Genomic DNA, 15,817 nt, shown 5'->3' with positions numbered 1-15,817 from the left:
GGCGCTTGCGGCTAGCCGCCGATGTAAGACATTTCGACGCGTGCGTTGCCGTTGCGCGCGGCGTCGGCGGCGAAGCTGCCGCGCAACTGCGAGTAGCGGTCGCCGCGCGCTTGCCACATGCGTGCAATCGCGGTGGCGATGTCGGCGTCGCTGGCTCCGCCGCGCACTAGCGCACGCAGGTCGTAACCGGTCGTCGCGAATAGGCACAGGTAAACCTTGCCCTCCGTCGACAGGCGCGCGCGTGTGCATGTGCCGCAAAACGCGCGCGTGACGCTGGAAATCGCGCCGATTTCGCCCTCGCCATCGGCATAGCCCCAGCGCTGCGCCGTTTCGGACGCGGTGTGCGCTTCCAGCGGAACGAGCGGATAGTGTTCGGCGATGCGCGCGACGACTTCGGCGGAAGGCAGCACTTCGGCCATGTTCCAGCCGTTCGAGGCGCCGACGTCCATATATTCGATGAACCGTAAGACCACACCCGACCCTTTGAAGTGGCGCGCCATCGGCAGGATCTCGCGGTCGTTGGTCCCGCGCTTGACGACCATATTGACTTTGATCGGCGCAAGCCCGGCCGCTTGGGCCGCCTCGATACCGTCGAGGACGGCGCTGGCGGCGAAATCGGCGTCGTTCATGCGTTTGAAGAGGGCCTCGTCGAGCGCATCGAGGCTCACCGTGACGCGGGTCAGGCCCGCATCTTTCAAGCTGCGAGCCTTGCGGGCGAGCAGCGACCCATTGGTGGTCAGGGTGAGGTCGAGGGGGCGGCCGTCGGCCGTGGTCAACGCGGCGAGCCGTTCGATGAGCCGCTCGATGTCCTTGCGCAGCAGCGGCTCGCCGCCCGTCAGACGAATCTTGTCGACGCCATGCGCGACGAACACGCGTGCGAGCCGTTCGATCTCCTCGAACGTGAGCAGCGCACTATGCGGCAAAAACGGGTAGTCCTTGCCGAACACCGTGCGCGGCATGCAGTAGACGCAGCGGAAGTTGCACCGGTCCGTCACTGAGATGCGCAAATCGCGCAGTGGCCGCGCTAGCGTATCGGCGAGCGCGCCCCGTGCAGGGACCGGCGCTCCCGTGATATCGGGCGCTCCGCTGAGATCGGCGACGGGAATGATGCGTCGAGACATGATGAAGCAGAAAACGGGCAGAAACCCATTCTAACGGAACGCCGAGCGTCATGACGGCATCGCCCGTGCGATGGTGCGGATAACGCTTGAAACTCTGACGCACGTCAAAAACGGAGCGCGAAAGCGCATGAAAAAGCCCGCCACGGAGGGCGGGCTGTTCGCGGGCAACGGGCGCCGAGGCTCCCGTTGCTCGAGTCGTGGTCGATCAAGCGTCTTTGCGCGTTTCGATTTGCTGCATCGGCGTGGCATCGACGGGCGGCAAGCTCTTGCGCTGACGGGGCGTGCGCACGGGGGCCGGCGATTGCGCAGCGGCTTCATGTGCGGCTCGCAGTTTTTCCGCGTCGGTGTTGACCCAGACGAGGCCGGCCGATTCGAGCATCGGTTGCAGTTGCCCGATCGACAGACCATTCGCATGCACCTTCGCCGGCGTAGCCGCCGCCTCCAGAGCCGCAGGCCGCTGCGTGACTTCCGTCGCGGCACTCGCCGCCTCGATGGGAGCCGGCATTGCGCTCGCGGTCGGCACGGCGGCAACTTGTGGTGCCCGCTCTACGGCTGCAGAAGGCTCGGCAGGCGCTGGAGCTTCGGGAGTCGCTTGAATCGCTTGCGCGATGGCCGACTCAGGCTCGGCCGCCACAGGGGCGGGCGCTGCCGGAGCGGCCGGCACGGCTGCCGGTTGCTCGATCGGCGCGGCGATCGTTTCGCTCGGGGCCGGGGCGAGTTCCACAGGCGCGGTTACCGGTACTTCCGGCGCCGGCGCTTCGCTCAGCGGTGCCTCACTCACGGGTGCGGCATGCGTGGGCGCTTGCGCTTCTTGCAACGGTGCGGACGCTGGCGTGTGCATCGGCACCGGCGTCACGACGACGTCTTCGGCGGGAGCCTGCGCAAGCGGCGCTCGAACGACTTCGGCGGCTTGCTCGGGCGGCTGCGAAACAATCGGGGCGGCTTGCGGTTGCACAGCAGCAGCGGCGCCTTCGGCTTCGGCTACGTCCGCGGCAAGCGTCGCGTTCACACCGTCCTCTTCGCGCTCGCGACGACCGCCACGACGACCGCGGCGGCGACGACGGCGCTCTTCACCGTCACGAGCGACCGCTTCCTGCTCGGGGGCCGGCACACCGGCGGCGATCGCATCTTCCGCCGCCAGCGTCTCGACGCGGGCCGTGGCTTCGGCCGCTACTTCGGGTTGCGGTTTGCGCCGTTCACCGCGCTCGGGGCGTTCGCCCCGCTCTTGGCGCTCACCGCGTTCCGCACGCTCGACACGCTCACCGCGCTCGGCACGGTCCGGCCGCTCGGCGCGTTCGCGCCGTTCCCCGCGTTCCCCGCGCGTCGAGGCTTCGACAGCTTCCGCGCGCTCTTGGCGTTCGCCGCGACCTTCCCGGCCCTCACGGCTTTCCCGGCCTTCGCGCGCATCGCGGCCCTCGCGCTGCTCGCGCGCCGGGCGTTGCGTTTGCGGTTGGCCGCCGGCACGTCCGCCGACAGCCGCTTCGGCGCGGCCTGCGCCGGCGCCACGGCGATTGCGATTGCGCTCGCCACCGCGCTCAGTGTTGCGTTCGCCGCGCTCGGCACGCACCGTACGTGCGGGCTGGACCGGCTCCGGCGCCGGCGCGGGAGCTGCACTCTCGCCGCCGAACAGGCTCTTGAGCCAGCCGAAGAATCCACCGCTGCGCGGCGTTGCGGCAGCGGCGGCCGGCGTGGCCGCCGCCTGCGGCCGCACGGGCGCGCTCGGCGCGGGCCGCTCGGGCGTGATGCCCTTGACGGCCGCTTCCTGCTTCGGCTTCACGTCTTCGGCGCGCTTGCTGTACGCGGTTTCCGATTCGAGTTCGCGCGCCGCTTCCTCGGCCATCTTCCACGAAGCGCGCGGCTCGTCCAGGCGCGAATCGTCGTGGCGCAGACGCTCGAGCTTGTAGTGCGGCGTATCGAGATGCTTATTCGGGATGAGCACGACGCCCACCTTGAAGCGCGACTCGATCTTGTTGATTTCCTGGCGCTTTTCGTTGAGCAGGAAGGCGGTCACTTCGACCGGCACCTGGCAGTGGATCGCCGCGGTGTTTTCCTTCATCGCTTCTTCTTGAATGATCCGCAGCACTTGCAGCGCGGACGATTCGGTGTCGCGAATATGGCCCGTGCCGTTGCAACGCGGGCACGTGACGTGGCTGCCTTCGGACAGGGCGGGGCGCAGACGCTGGCGCGACAGCTCCATCAAGCCGAAGCGCGAAATCTTGCCCATTTGCACCCGCGCGCGGTCGTGCTTGAGGGCGTCCTTCAGGCGCTGCTCCACCTCGCGCTGGCTCTTGGCCGATTCCATGTCGATGAAATCGATCACGATCAACCCGCCGAGGTCACGCAGCCGCAACTGGCGCGCCACTTCGTCGGCCGCTTCGAGATTGGTGCGCGTGGCCGTTTCCTCGATGTCGGCGCCCTTGGTGGCGCGCGCCGAGTTCACGTCGATGGCGACGAGCGCTTCGGTGTGGTCGATGACGATCGCGCCGCCCGACGGCAGGGGCACCGTGCGCGAATACGCGGTCTCGATTTGGTGCTCGATCTGAAAGCGCGAGAACAGCGGCACATCGTCGTGGTAGCGCTTCACTTTGCCGACGTTGTCGGGCATCACGATATCCATGAAGGCGCGGGCCTGGTCATGGATCTCGGTGGTATCGATCAGGATTTCGCCGATATCGGGCTGGAAGTAGTCGCGAATCGCGCGAATCACGAGGCTCGATTCGAGATAAATCAGCATCGGTTGACCGGGCTGGCCGCTTTGCGAGGCCGCTTCGATCGCACGCCACAACTGCATCAGGTAGTTCAAATCCCACTGCAGCTCTTCGGCGCTGCGGCCGATGCCGGCGGTGCGCGCGATGATGCTCATGCCGTCGGGCAACTGCAGCTGCGCCATCGTTTCACGCAGCTCTTGGCGATCGTCGCCCTCGATGCGCCGCGAGACGCCGCCGCCGCGCGGGTTGTTTGGCATCAGAACGAGATAGCGGCCCGCGAGCGAGATGAACGTCGTGAGCGCCGCGCCCTTGTTGCCGCGCTCTTCCTTTTCGACCTGAACGATGAGTTCCTGGCCTTCGCGCAGGGCGTCCTGAATGCGCGCCGAGCGCATGTCGACGCCGTCCTTGAAGTACTGGCGGGCGACTTCCTTGAAGGGCAGAAAGCCGTGGCGGTCTTCGCCGTAGTTGACGAAACAGGCCTCGAGCGAAGGCTCGATGCGCGTCACGATCCCCTTGTAGATGTTGCCTTTGCGTTGTTCGCGTCCGGCGGTTTCGATGTCGATGTCGATGAGTTTTTGCCCATCGACGATGGCGACGCGCAGTTCTTCCTGCTGCGTCGCGTTGAACAGCATTCGTTTCATTGAACGGCTCCAGAGCGGCGTCGCTGCGCGCCCGCCCGGCTGTAGGCCGGACGAGCGACGCGATGAAGCGCGCCGCGTCCTTATTGTGTTTTTAACAGCACGCTGGAGCGGGAACGATGGCGGGGAGAATTGCCTGGAAGGGCTCGGGATGGCCGAACGGGGCCGCGAGCCGCATGGGCGCATGCGAACACGGCTTCAAATAACGGCGTTGCACGGGGCGCGCACCGAGCGCTCGGGTGGCCGCGCCGCGCCCGGCGCATCGTTCGATGCCGGTGCGGGACCGCGGAAGCCGCGCCGCGTGTGGCGGCGCGAAGCCCGATGCATGCTCGACCGCCGCGCGGCGTGTCTCGCCAATGTTTGACGTCGCCGAAAGTTCCGCTTTACGCGGAACGCATGAGGCGCTCGCCGTAGGTTTCGCAATCGGGAGCCCGGTTTCGCTCGACATCGCGCGATACCACCGAGGCTCACCTGATGAATTCTTTTTTACCAAAATTCCGTTACCGTCGGCATGGACCGGACCGAACGCGCCTGTGGGCGACGTCCCTGCCGCAATGAATGCCGTGCGTGCAACTCGTTGCTACTTAAATTAGGGCGAGCAACCAGCCCTTGGGTACGCCAAGCAAGTAAAATAACAGGTTCTTGCTTCACCCTGGGCAATCCGGGCGATGGGCCGCGAAAAAAAGCGCGGCGCGCACGGACGGCTGGGGCAAATTATATTCAGAATGAATGAGTTAGGCAAAATATCCCAGAAATCGGTCGCACCCGACCAGGTCTCGATGATACAGGTGGACGACGGCGTCGCCGGCCAGCGTATCGACAATTTCTTGCTGCGCGTCTGCAAAGGCGTGCCGAAAAGCCACATCTATCGAATCCTGCGCAGCGGAGAGGTGCGCGTCAATAAGCGCCGCGTCGATGCGAAATATCGTCTGGTGACGGGCGACATCGTGCGCGTGCCGCCCGTGCGCGTCGCGCAATCGGACGCGCCCGAGGCCGGCATGGCGATGGCCGCGCCGCCGGCGCAATTCGAGGTCATCTTCGAAGACGAGCATATGCTCGCGATCAACAAGCCCGCTGGCGTCGCCGTTCACGGGGGCAGCGGCATCGCGTTCGGCGTGATCGAGCAAATGCGCGAGGCGCGTCCGCTCGGCAAGTTCCTCGAGCTCGTGCATCGGCTCGACCGCGAAACCTCGGGCGTTTTGCTGCTCGCCAAGAAGCGCGCGGCGCTCGTCGGCCTGCACGAGCAAATCCGCGAAAACCGGATGGACAAGCGCTATTACGCCTGCGCGCACGGGCAATGGCCGAGCGACTGGGGGCGGCGGCGCGCCGTCAAGGAGCCGCTTTACAAATACCTGACGCCGGAAGGAGAGCGGCGCGTGCGCGTGCAAGCCGATGGCCTGCCATCGCATACGGTGTTCAACCTTCTGGAGCGTTGGCCTGGCTATGCGCTGATCGAGGCCGAACTCAAAACGGGGCGCACGCACCAGATCCGCGTCCATTTGGCGCACCTGGGCTTGCCCATCGTGGGCGATGCGAAATACGGCGATTTCGCTCTGAACAAGGCGCTCGCGCGCGCGGGCGCGCGCCCCTCGATCAAACGCATGTTCTTGCACGCGCATCGCTTGCGTCTCACGCATCCGATCACGGGCGAAGCGCTGGAACTGAGCGCACCCCTGCCGGCCGAATGCCGGCGCTTCCTCGATCAGCTCACCGACTTGCGCAACGAGGCGCAACCCGATGCCCCGACAGCAATTTGACCTCATCGTCTTCGATTGGGACGGCACGCTGATGGATTCGACGGCGCATATTGCCCGCAGCATCCAAGCCGCTTGCCGCGACCTGGGGCTGCCCGTCCCGGCAAATGAAGCCGCGCGCTTCGTGATCGGTCTCGGTCTGCGCGATGCGCTGCAGATTGCCGCGCCCTCGCTCGATCCGACCGATTATCCGCGTTTGGCCGAGCGTTATCGGCATCACTATTTGGTCAAAGATGCCCAGACGGAGCTGTTCGCCGGCGTGCGCGAGTTGCTCGCCGAGTTGAGCTCGCTCGGCTACCTGTTGGCCGTGGCGACGGGCAAGAGCCGCGTCGGGCTGAATCGGGCGCTGGCCGAGGCGCGGCTCACGAGCGCGTTCGACGGCACGCGTTGCGCCGACGAAACCTTCTCGAAGCCCCATCCCGCGATGCTTCAAGAACTCGCGCGCGAGTTGGGGCAAGACTTGGCGCGCACGGTCATGATCGGCGACACCACCCACGACCTGCAAATGGCGACCAACGCCGGGGCGGCGGGGCTCGCCGTCACGTATGGCGCGCACCCGGCCGACGCGTTGGCCAAGCTCGAGCCGCGTTTCATCGCCGATGACGTCGCCGCGTTGGCCGATTGGCTGCGGGAACACGCATGAGCGGCGCAGAGCGGCAGGCCGTGCGCGTCTGCGCTGCCGACGAACTCGTCGACGGCGGCTCCGGCGTGCGCCGCGCGGCGCGCTATTTGAACGGCGACGCCGTCGTGTTCTTCATCCGCTACGACGGGCAGGTGCACGGGTACCTGAACCGATGCGCGCACGTGCCGATGGAGCTCGACTGGGTCGAGGGCCAGTTCTTCGATTCGTCTGGCTTATACTTGATGTGCGCGACTCATGGCGCGATTTATGCTCCCGAGAGCGGTCGTTGCGTCGGCGGGCCTTGCCGTGGCGCGCGCTTGCGGCCCGTGCAAGTGCAAGAGCGCGACACGCCTGAGGGGCGCGCGGTGTTTTGGCTACCCGAGGATGATTTATACCCGGCGGCGCCGAGCGCCGAGTGAGTTCGCCCAAATTTTTCAGATAACGACGAAGACCGAGAGTCCATGGCCGATCAGTACACGCCTGAATCGCAGCAACCTTCCGAACCGCATCAGCAGCCCGGCGCGAGCGCCGCTACGCGCGAGCCGCATTGGGAACGCGCGGCGTTGGAGCGCATCGCGCTTGCCGCCATCACCGAGCAACGGGCCGCCCGCCGCTGGAAGATTTTCTTTCGGTTCGTGTTTCTCGCTGTCGCGCTGTTGATCGTTGCCAGCCTGTTCAGCGTGTCGCACGAGAAGGTTGCGGCCACGGGGCGGCATACGGCCCTCGTTTCACTCGAAGGCGAAATCGCGGCCGATAAGAACGCGAACGCCAAAGACATCGATCGCTCGCTGCGGCGGGCATTTGCCGATGCCGATTCCGCCGGGGTGGTTCTTTATATCAACAGCCCGGGTGGCTCCCCCGTGCAGGCTGGCATCATCAACGCCGAAATTCGCCGGCTGCGCGCGAAATACCCGGCCAAGCCGTTGTACGTCGTGGTGGGCGACATGTGCGCGTCGGGCGGCTATTACGTCGCCGCCGCGGCCGACAAGATCTACGTCGACCGAGCGAGCATCGTCGGTTCGATCGGCGTGCTGATGGACGGCTTCGGCTTCACGGGCCTCATGGACAAGCTCGGCATCCAGCGGCGGTTGCACACCTCGGGCGCGAACAAGGGCTTCTTCGATCCGTTCTCGCCCGAGACGCCGGCCATGGACGCGCACGCGCAGGCGATGCTCGACGAAATCCACCAGCAATTCATCGATGCGGTCCGGCAGGGCCGCGGCAAGCGGTTGCACGAAACGCCGGACCTCTTTTCGGGTCTGTTCTGGACCGGTGAGAAGAGCGTCCAGCTCGGGCTTGCCGACGGTTTCGGCGATACCGGCTACGTGGCGCGCGACGTAATCAAGGCGCCGGACATCGTCGACTATACGGAGAAAGAGAGCATTTCCGATCGCATCGCGCGCAAATTCGGCGCGGCGGTGGGTGCGGGCGCTGTCCGTGCGCTCGCCCTTGGCGGGGTGACCCTGCATTGATGCGGCCGGACGCGCATCGTTGCGCCCATGCCCCCGGTGCGCTCCGCCTTCTCGCCACCGAAAGCGGTTGGCGCCGGGCGCCCCGCCCGTTGGCCTCAGTTCGCCAATATCAAGAAGATTGCCGGGCGTTTGTGCATGTCGAATGCGCTGGCGTGTTTCTTCCAATCGCTGGTCGTGCGGGTGGCGATTCGCTCCGACTCCAACGTCAGATCGACGGCCACAGTAAGCAGTGTCGAGGGCGCGCAGGTGGCGACGAGCGCGTCGAGCAAAGTGCGATTGCGGTACGGCGTCTCGATGAAGATCTGGGTTTCCCGTCCTTTGCGCGAGCGTTGTTCCAGCTCGCGCAAAGTCTTCGTCCGTTCGGCCGGGTCGACGGGCAGGTAGCCGTGAAATGCGAACCTTTGGCCGTCGAGGCCCGACGCCATCAGGGCCAGCAGAATCGAACTCGGTCCCACGAGCGGCACGACCTTGACCCCGTGCTCGTGCGCGCGGCGCACGAGTAACGCGCCCGGGTCCGCCACCGCGGGGCAGCCGGCCTCGGAGACGAGCCCGCCGTCGGCGCCGGCCAAGATCGGCGCGAGCAGCGCCTTGATTTCGGCGGGCGGCGTGTTGACGTTCAGCTCGCGAATGTCGATCTCTTGAATTGGCCGAGCGACGCCGACGCGTTTGAGAAACGCGCGCGTGCTCTTCGCGTTCTCGCCGACGAAATAACCGAGAGACGCCGCACGCGCCATGACGCTAGCGGGTAGCACAGTCGCGAGCGCCGCGGCGTCGCCTTCGCCCAGCGCGTTCGGAATCAAATAGAGCACGCCGCTCATCGCGCGCCTCCCAGCAGCGGATAGCCGGCCGCCCGGAGCATGCGCGTGAGCGCGATCAGCGGCAGGCCGACCAGCGCAGTCGGATCGTTCGATTCGATCTCGTCGAGCAGCGCGATGCCCAAGCCCTCGGATTTGGCGCTGCCCGCCACGTCGTAGGGCGTTTCGGCGCGCAAGTAGGCGTCGAGCTCGGCATCGGGCAGATCGCGAAAGCGCACGCGCGTAACGACGTCCTCCGTTTGCGCTAGGCCGCAGGCGCTATCGAACAGGCACAACGCGCTATGGAATTCGACGATGCGGTTGCGCATGGCGCGCAGTTGCTGCAACGCTTTTTCGTGCGTGCCGGGCTTGCCGATCTGCAAGCCGTCGAAAGTGGCCACCTGATCGGAGCCGATGACGAGCACGGGTTCGGCCGCCTCGCGTGCGGCGACCGCCCGCGCCTTTGCTTGCGCGAGTCGAAGCGCCGTATCGGCAGGCGTTTCGCCGGGGTGCGGCGTTTCATCCACGTCCGGCACGCAGACGTCGAACGGGATGCGCAATCGCTCGAGCAGCGAACGGCGATAGGGCGAACTGGAGGCGAGAATCAGCCGGCAGGGCTGGGTGCGGGAATCGAGCATGGGCGTACGCGGGAACGAGGGCGGGGGCGAACCGGCGAGTGGGGCGCTGCGGTTCGCGTCGGATCATTTAAGTGATTGACTGATAACGGTAAATCGAATATAGTGTCGGGCTTTTCATGGCCGGATCGGCAAACGGGCCGAGCCCCAAGGCTGTGAGCCGCGGCGGGCCGAGCGGCGATAGGCAAACACCGTTGCCGGCGAAACGATCCGTCTGGGTCGGTCTCGGTCGGCCTGCAACCGGCTGCTGGAGCGGAGCGAGGAGTCAATATGTCCCAACATTCCGGCAAGGCTAGCGGGCTGATCGATCCGCATGCGTTCGACGTGTTCGAATTTGCGCGCAGCGGCCGCCAGGCCGCCGGTGCGGTACGTCTCTCGCAACTGCCGCGCATGTTAAACGAAGTCCCGGCGGGCGCGCCAGATCGCGACACGTTATTTACGTGGCAGGCGGAAGGCTCGACGCAGCCGGAGTTGCAAGACGACGGCACCGAGGCGGCGCAGCCTTATTTGAGGCTAGCGCTGCACGGCGCGGCCTGGCTCGAATGTCAGCGCTGTCTCGCGCCTTACGAGCAGCCGTTCGACATCGAGGCGGCGTACCGAATCGTGGCGACCGAAGCGCAAGCCGAGGAATTTCCCCTCGACGAGGAGGAGCTCGATGTGATCGTCGGTTCGCGCCAATTCGATCTCGTCGAACTAATCGAGGAAGAGTTGCTGTTGTCGTTGCCGCTCGTGCCGAAGCACGAGCTCTGTCCTGAGGTGCACGAGAGTCTCGTCTCGGGCGCGGCCGGCGAGTATGCGGTCGACCTGGCCGAAGGCGAAGATGGGGACGGGGACGAGCTGCAATCGCCGGGCGGTGCGCAGCCGGGCGACGACGCCGGCAAGCCCAATCCGTTCGCCGCGCTGGAAGCGCTCAAACGCGGCGACGGCGGCGAGGGCGGTGACGGCGGCAAGAAACATTGATCGTTGCATGAGTAGCACGATGCGGCGCGCGGGCCGTTTGGCCACTGGCGTTACGCCGATCGGGCTGTGTTAGAATCCCGAAAATTTTTAGGAGTTACCATGGCAGTCCAGCAAAACAAGAAGTCGCCGTCCAAGCGCGGCATGCACCGCTCGCACGATTTCCTGGCCACGACGCCGCTCGCAGTCGAGCCGAGCACGGGCGAAGTGCATATGCGTCACCACATCAGCCCGAACGGCTACTATCGCGGCAAGAAAGTCGTTAAGACGAAGAACGACTAAGTGCATCGGCGCGCGGCGCCGCCGAATCCGGTGGATCTGTGCGCGACACGCAGCTTGCTGGGCATCCTTCCGGCTCGAGCAGAAAAAGGCGGCATTCAACTGCCGCTTTTTTGCGTCGGCCAGAGTTCGTGCATCGGGGCCTCGTTCCGGGTCCGCGCTTCGAGCTGGGCGGGCCTTCGTGCTTTGGCTTGCACAGATCCCATGCTTCGCGGCATTGCAAGCGCAAGCAGGTGCTCCGGTCGCAGCCGGCAGGGCGCCTCGGCCCCTGATTCGGCGCGCCGCGGCGCGCTTACTCCGGTCCCATGCTGTGCCTCGGACTGGAACCAGCGGGTCAGCGCTGGCTCCGGCCTTATGCACAGCGCCTGAACATTCGTCGCAGTCCATGACCATAAAGCTCACGATAGATTGCATGGGAGGCGACCACGGCCCGGCCGTGACCGTTCCCGCTGCCGTCAGCTTCGTTCGTTCGCATGCCGACGCCGAGCTGATGCTGGTCGGCCTCGAAGCTCCGATTCGTGCTCAACTGAAGAAGTGCAAAGCGCTCGATGAGCGAGCGCTGACGGTCGTGCCGGCGTCCGAGGTGGTCGCCATGGACGATCCGGTCGAAGTCGCATTGCGCAAAAAGAAGGATTCGTCGATGCGCGTTGCGCTGAACCTCGTCAAGGACGAGGCGGCGCAGGCGTGCATTTCGGCGGGCAACACCGGCGCGCTGATGGCCGTGTCGCGTTACGTGCTCAAGACGCTCTCCGGTATCGAGCGGCCGGCGATCGCCTCGCCGCTGCCCAATTCGCGCGGCTACACGATGATGCTCGATCTCGGCGCGAACGTCGATTGCGAGCCGCAGCATTTGCTGCAGTTCGCCGAGATGGGGCATGCGCTCGTCTCCGCGCTCGAGGGCAAGGATCGCCCCACGATCGGGCTGTTGAACATCGGCGAAGAAGTCATCAAAGGCAACGAGACCATCAAGCGCGCAGGCGAGCTGTTGCGCGCGAGCACGCTCAATTTCCGCGGTAACGTCGAAGGCAACGATATCTACAAGGGCACCGTCGACGTCATCGTGTGCGACGGCTTCGTCGGCAACGTTGCGCTCAAAACATCGGAAGGTTTGGCGCAGATGCTCTCCGAGATCATTCGCGAAGAGTTCGGCCGCTCTGTGCTGACCAAGCTGATGGCCTTGCTGGCGATGCCTGTGTTGATGCGCTTCAAGAAGCGCGTCGATCATCGCCAGTACAACGGTGCGGCGTTGCTCGGTTTGCGGGGGCTCGTGATCAAGAGCCACGGTTCGGCCGATGCCTATGCGTTTGAGTGGGCCATCAAACGCGGGTATGATGCCGTCAAAAATGGCGTCCTCGAACGCCTGGCGCGAGCGATGCAAGAAAATGCGGCCCCGCTCGCGCAAGTAGCGCGGGATGCGGGCGGCGCCGGTCACGCGAATCTCGCCGGCCGTCCGGCCGAGCCTTTCGCCGCGGTATCTCCGAAAGCATAAATGGCTCAATCGACTATTTACTCGCGCGTGCTCGGCACCGGCAGCTACCTGCCGCCCACCCGCGTTACGAATCAAGCGCTCGCGGATCGGCTCGCCGAGCGCGGCATCGAGACCAGCGACGAATGGATCGTCGCGCGCACGGGCATTCACGCGCGGCATTTCGCCGACCCAGATGTGACGACGAGCGAACTCGCGCTCGCCGCGGCGCAGCGCGCCATCGAAGCGGCCAACATCGATCCTCAAGCCATCGATTTGATCATCGTCGCCACTTCCACGCCCGATTTCGTGTTTCCGAGCACCGCTTGCTTGTTGCAGGACAAACTGCAAATCAAGAATGGCGGCGCCGCGTTCGACATGCAGGCCGTATGCTCGGGCTTCGTCTATGCGGTTGCGACCGCCGACGCCCTGATTCGCAGCGGGCAGCATCGCACGGCCCTGATCGTCGGCGCAGAGACCTTCTCGCGCATTCTCGATTTCAACGATCGCACCACCTGCGTATTGTTCGGCGACGGCGCGGGCGCCGTGATTCTGCAAGCGTCCGATGAGCCGGGGGTGCTCGCGAGCGCGCTCCACGCGGATGGCAGCTACGCCAACATTCTTTGCACGCCGGGCCACGTCAACGGCGGGGTCGTCGCGGGTAGCGCGTTCCTTCATATGGATGGGCAAGCGGTCTTCAAACTGGCCGTCAACGTGCTGGAGAAGGTCGCGGTCGAAGCGCTCCATAAAGCCGATATGCCGGCCGACCAGGTCGATTGGCTTATTCCGCACCAAGCCAATATCCGTATCATGTCGCACACCTGCCGCAAGCTCGGCGTGCCGCAAGAACGCATGATCGTCACGGTCGGCGAACACGGCAATACGTCGGCGGCCTCGATCCCGCTCGCGCTCGACGTCGCCGTGCGCGACGGACGCATCAAGCGCGGCCAGAACGTGCTCATCGAAGGCGTCGGCGGCGGCTTCACCTGGGGCGCCTCGGTCATCCGCTACTGATCGGCAGCGAGCGGGCGCCGCGTCCGGCCGTCGGCCGGAGCGGCCGTGCGCGCCGCTTGCGCCAACCAGCTCACATTTTGGGGACGATATGAAATTTGCGTTCGTTTTTCCCGGCCAAGGGTCGCAGTCGGTCGGGATGCTCAATGCGTTTTCCGATCGCGCGGTCGTGCGCGAAACACTGCAGGAAGCCTCGGACGCGCTCGGTCAGGACATCGGCAAGCTGATTGCCGAAGGTCCGGCCGAAGAGCTCAATCTCACCACGAACACTCAGCCGGTCATGCTCACGGCTGCCTATGCGATGTACCGCGCCTGGCGCGAGGCCGGCGGGGCCGCGCCGGCCCTCGTCGCGGGGCATAGCCTCGGCGAATACACGGCGCTCGTTGCCGCCGGCGCGCTGTCCTTTCGCGACGCCGTGCCGCTCGTGCGCTTTCGTGCGCAGGCCATGCAAACGGCCGTGCCGGTCGGCGTCGGCGCAATGGCGGCTATCCTCGGCCTGGATGACGATACGGTGCGCGCGGTGTGCGCGGAAGCGGCGCGCGAAAGCGCCGGCGTGGTGGAAGCGGTCAACTTCAATGCGCCTGCCCAAGTCGTGATAGCGGGGCACAAGGCTGCCGTCGAAAAAGCCTGCGAGCTGGCCAAAGCGAAGGGCGCCAAGCGTGCGTTGCCGCTGCCAGTCTCGGCGCCGTTTCATTCCTCGCTGCTTCAGCCCGCTTCCGACCGCTTGCGCGAGTATTTGGCGAGCGTCGACGTCAAAGTGCCGCAGATTCCCGTCGTCAACAATGTCGACGTCGCCATCGTGTCGGAGCCGGCCGCCATCAAGGACGCGCTCGTGCGCCAGGCCGCCGGGCCCGTGCGCTGGGTGGAGTGCGTTCAGGCGATGGCCAAGCAAGGCATCACGCATCTGATCGAGTGCGGCCCCGGTAAAGTGCTGGCCGGTTTGACCAAGCGCATCGACGGCAATCTCGTCGGGGCGGCCATCACCGATCCGGCGTCGCTCGAGGAAACCTTGAAGCTGCTCGGCGTTTGACGCGCGAGCTTGCGAGCCTGCCGTCAGGCGAGTCGAAGAACCACCGCAATTGGCACGAACATGCCGCGTCATTGCGGAACACCCGAACCATCATGGAAAAAGCTCTCGATAAACAAGTTGCGCTCGTGACGGGCGCCTCGCGCGGCATCGGCCGGGCGATTGCGCTCGTGCTCGCGCGGCAGGGCGCGACGGTCATCGGCACGGCCACGAGCGATGCCGGCGCGGCCGGCATCACCGAAGCGCTGGCGGCCGAAGGCTTGGCTGGGCGCGGAGTCGTGCTCCAGGTCAACGACGCGCAAGCGATCGATGCCCTCATCGACACCGTCGTCAAAGAATTCGGCGCGTTGAACGTGCTCGTCAATAACGCCGGCATCACGCGCGATCAGCTCGCGATGCGCATGAAGGACGACGAGTGGGACGCCGTGATCGACACGAACTTGAAGGCCGTGTTTCGCCTCTCGCGCGCGGTGCTGCGTCCGATGATGAAGGCGCGCGGCGGGCGCATCATCAATATCACGTCGGTGGTCGGCTCGGCCGGCAATGCCGGTCAGGCGAACTACGCGGCCGCCAAGGCCGGCGTGGCGGGCATGACGCGTGCGCTCGCCCGGGAAATCGGCAGCCGCAACATCACGGTCAATTGCGTGGCGCCGGGCTTCATCGACACCGATATGACGAAGGTGCTGCCCGAGGAACAACAGGCCGCACTCAAGACGCAAATCCCGCTCGGGCGCCTTGGCAGCCCCGAGGATATCGGCCATGCCGTCGCCTTTCTCGCTTCGCCGCAGGCCGGTTACATCACGGGCACGACGTTGCATGTGAACGGCGGGATGTACATGTCTTGACGAATTTCGTTTACCATCCGCGCCGGCGGTAGCCGAACGCTTCCGGCGCGAAGCCTGAACCTTGGTTGGGCGCGCTTTTTGACCAGGCAAACCTGATAAAATGCGCGCACTTGCAATTTTGAACTTTTTCCCTCGGAGGGGTAATGGACAACATCGAACAGCGCGTCAAGAAGATCGTCGCGGAACAACTGGGCGTCGCCGAAGCTGAAATCAAGAACGAAGCGTCGTTCGTGAACGACCTCGGTGCGGACTCGCTCGACACGGTCGAACTCGTGATGGCGCTGGAAGACGAGTTCGGCATGGAAATTCCGGACGAGGAAGCGGAAAAGATCACGACGGTGCAGCAAGCGATCGACTACGCTCGCGCCAACGTCAAGGCATAACGCCTCGCGCGCCTAGCGTGTTTGCGCTGGCCGCGTTTGACGCGTTTTCACGTCGGATGCCGATGCTGGTGCCGAATTCTTAGCCACAGGGCTCACAGGGGCGGTT

The 15,817-nt window shown here is 65.4% G+C and carries 15 protein-coding genes; 11 read left to right on the top strand and 4 right to left on the bottom strand.

Annotated features, from left to right (window positions below):
• Positions 1-11: 11 nt before the first annotated feature.
• On the bottom strand, positions 12-1,121 hold the full coding sequence (gene moaA / locus MMB74_RS23045; RefSeq protein WP_277430975.1) for a GTP 3',8-cyclase MoaA: 1,110 nt from the start codon (positions 1,119-1,121) through the stop codon (positions 12-14).
• Positions 1,122-1,326: 205 nt separating this feature from the next.
• A complete protein-coding gene (locus MMB74_RS23040; RefSeq protein WP_277430974.1) occupies positions 1,327-4,470 on the bottom strand; it encodes an Rne/Rng family ribonuclease in 3,144 nt (1,047 codons plus the stop codon).
• A gap of 722 nt (positions 4,471-5,192) precedes the next feature.
• Between MMB74_RS23040 and MMB74_RS23035 the strand changes: the two genes are divergently transcribed.
• Genes MMB74_RS23035 through MMB74_RS23020 form a run of 4 tightly spaced genes read left to right on the top strand, consistent with a single transcriptional unit; the run spans position 5,193 to position 8,315 of the window.
• Positions 5,193-6,224 (top strand): RluA family pseudouridine synthase, encoded by a 1,032-nt coding sequence (locus tag MMB74_RS23035; protein ID WP_277430973.1) that lies wholly within the window; start codon positions 5,193-5,195, stop codon positions 6,222-6,224.
• Positions 6,205-6,864, top strand: a complete 660-nt coding sequence (locus MMB74_RS23030; protein WP_277430972.1) for an HAD-IA family hydrolase — start codon at positions 6,205-6,207, stop codon at positions 6,862-6,864. The genes MMB74_RS23035 and MMB74_RS23030 overlap by 20 nt, the downstream gene beginning before the upstream one ends.
• A complete protein-coding gene (locus tag MMB74_RS23025; protein WP_277430971.1) occupies positions 6,861-7,262 on the top strand; it encodes a Rieske 2Fe-2S domain-containing protein in 402 nt (133 codons plus the stop codon). Before MMB74_RS23030 ends, MMB74_RS23025 begins: the two co-directional genes overlap by 4 nt.
• A gap of 42 nt (positions 7,263-7,304) precedes the next feature.
• Positions 7,305-8,315 (top strand): S49 family peptidase, encoded by a 1,011-nt coding sequence (locus tag MMB74_RS23020; protein WP_277430970.1) that lies wholly within the window; start codon positions 7,305-7,307, stop codon positions 8,313-8,315.
• A gap of 95 nt (positions 8,316-8,410) precedes the next feature.
• Here MMB74_RS23020 and MMB74_RS23015 read toward each other — a convergent pair whose 3' ends face one another.
• Both MMB74_RS23015 and MMB74_RS23010 read right to left on the bottom strand, forming a co-directional pair.
• The gene (locus MMB74_RS23015; protein WP_277430969.1) at positions 8,411-9,133 is read right to left on the bottom strand and encodes an SAM-dependent methyltransferase; all 723 of its coding nucleotides are present in this window, start codon (positions 9,131-9,133) and stop codon (positions 8,411-8,413) included.
• Complete coding sequence (locus MMB74_RS23010; protein ID WP_277430968.1) at positions 9,130-9,747, bottom strand: Maf-like protein; 618 nt, start codon at positions 9,745-9,747, stop codon at positions 9,130-9,132. The genes MMB74_RS23015 and MMB74_RS23010 overlap by 4 nt, the downstream gene beginning before the upstream one ends.
• 267 nt (positions 9,748-10,014) lie before the next feature.
• On the opposite strand from MMB74_RS23010, the gene MMB74_RS23005 reads away from it, so the two are divergent.
• The 7 genes from MMB74_RS23005 to acpP all read left to right on the top strand — a co-directional run bounded on the left by MMB74_RS23005 (position 10,015) and on the right by acpP (position 15,711).
• Positions 10,015-10,704 (top strand): DUF177 domain-containing protein, encoded by a 690-nt coding sequence (locus tag MMB74_RS23005; protein WP_277430967.1) that lies wholly within the window; start codon positions 10,015-10,017, stop codon positions 10,702-10,704.
• A gap of 99 nt (positions 10,705-10,803) precedes the next feature.
• Positions 10,804-10,983, top strand: a complete 180-nt coding sequence (rpmF, locus tag MMB74_RS23000) for a 50S ribosomal protein L32 (RefSeq protein ID WP_277430966.1) — start codon at positions 10,804-10,806, stop codon at positions 10,981-10,983.
• A gap of 382 nt (positions 10,984-11,365) precedes the next feature.
• Positions 11,366-12,469: a phosphate acyltransferase PlsX gene (gene plsX / locus MMB74_RS22995; protein ID WP_277430965.1), complete on the top strand. Its 1,104-nt coding sequence runs from the start codon at positions 11,366-11,368 to the stop codon at positions 12,467-12,469.
• A complete protein-coding gene (locus MMB74_RS22990) occupies positions 12,470-13,459 on the top strand; it encodes a beta-ketoacyl-ACP synthase III (RefSeq protein WP_277430964.1) in 990 nt (329 codons plus the stop codon).
• 88 nt (positions 13,460-13,547) lie between these two features.
• The gene (fabD, locus tag MMB74_RS22985) at positions 13,548-14,486 is read left to right on the top strand and encodes an ACP S-malonyltransferase (RefSeq protein ID WP_277430963.1); all 939 of its coding nucleotides are present in this window, start codon (positions 13,548-13,550) and stop codon (positions 14,484-14,486) included.
• 92 nt (positions 14,487-14,578) lie between these two features.
• The gene (fabG, locus tag MMB74_RS22980) at positions 14,579-15,328 is read left to right on the top strand and encodes a 3-oxoacyl-ACP reductase FabG (protein WP_277430962.1); all 750 of its coding nucleotides are present in this window, start codon (positions 14,579-14,581) and stop codon (positions 15,326-15,328) included.
• A gap of 143 nt (positions 15,329-15,471) precedes the next feature.
• Positions 15,472-15,711, top strand: coding sequence for an acyl carrier protein (gene acpP / locus MMB74_RS22975; RefSeq protein WP_004197638.1), 240 nt, complete (start codon positions 15,472-15,474; stop codon positions 15,709-15,711).
• Positions 15,712-15,817 lie beyond the last annotated feature (106 nt).

The organism is Trinickia sp. Y13 (assembly GCF_029522115.1).
In the GTDB taxonomy this organism is placed as follows: Bacteria; Pseudomonadota; Gammaproteobacteria; order Burkholderiales; family Burkholderiaceae; genus Trinickia.
This window is presented reverse-complemented; position numbering and strand designations above follow the sequence as displayed.

Coding starts and splice junctions, on each gene's coding strand:
- moaA (WP_277430975.1), bottom strand. CDS start 1,121: ATGTCTCGACGCATCATTCCCGTCGCCGATCTCAGCGGAGCGCCCGAT.
- MMB74_RS23040 (WP_277430974.1), bottom strand. CDS start 4,470: ATGAAACGAATGCTGTTCAACGCGACGCAGCAGGAAGAACTGCGCGTC.
- MMB74_RS23035 (WP_277430973.1), top strand. CDS start 5,193: ATGAATGAGTTAGGCAAAATATCCCAGAAATCGGTCGCACCCGACCAG.
- MMB74_RS23030 (WP_277430972.1), top strand. CDS start 6,205: ATGCCCCGACAGCAATTTGACCTCATCGTCTTCGATTGGGACGGCACG.
- MMB74_RS23025 (WP_277430971.1), top strand. CDS start 6,861: ATGAGCGGCGCAGAGCGGCAGGCCGTGCGCGTCTGCGCTGCCGACGAA.
- MMB74_RS23020 (WP_277430970.1), top strand. CDS start 7,305: ATGGCCGATCAGTACACGCCTGAATCGCAGCAACCTTCCGAACCGCAT.
- MMB74_RS23015 (WP_277430969.1), bottom strand. CDS start 9,133: ATGAGCGGCGTGCTCTATTTGATTCCGAACGCGCTGGGCGAAGGCGAC.
- MMB74_RS23010 (WP_277430968.1), bottom strand. CDS start 9,747: ATGCTCGATTCCCGCACCCAGCCCTGCCGGCTGATTCTCGCCTCCAGT.
- MMB74_RS23005 (WP_277430967.1), top strand. CDS start 10,015: ATGTCCCAACATTCCGGCAAGGCTAGCGGGCTGATCGATCCGCATGCG.
- rpmF (WP_277430966.1), top strand. CDS start 10,804: ATGGCAGTCCAGCAAAACAAGAAGTCGCCGTCCAAGCGCGGCATGCAC.
- plsX (WP_277430965.1), top strand. CDS start 11,366: ATGACCATAAAGCTCACGATAGATTGCATGGGAGGCGACCACGGCCCG.
- MMB74_RS22990 (WP_277430964.1), top strand. CDS start 12,470: ATGGCTCAATCGACTATTTACTCGCGCGTGCTCGGCACCGGCAGCTAC.
- fabD (WP_277430963.1), top strand. CDS start 13,548: ATGAAATTTGCGTTCGTTTTTCCCGGCCAAGGGTCGCAGTCGGTCGGG.
- fabG (WP_277430962.1), top strand. CDS start 14,579: ATGGAAAAAGCTCTCGATAAACAAGTTGCGCTCGTGACGGGCGCCTCG.
- acpP (WP_004197638.1), top strand. CDS start 15,472: ATGGACAACATCGAACAGCGCGTCAAGAAGATCGTCGCGGAACAACTG.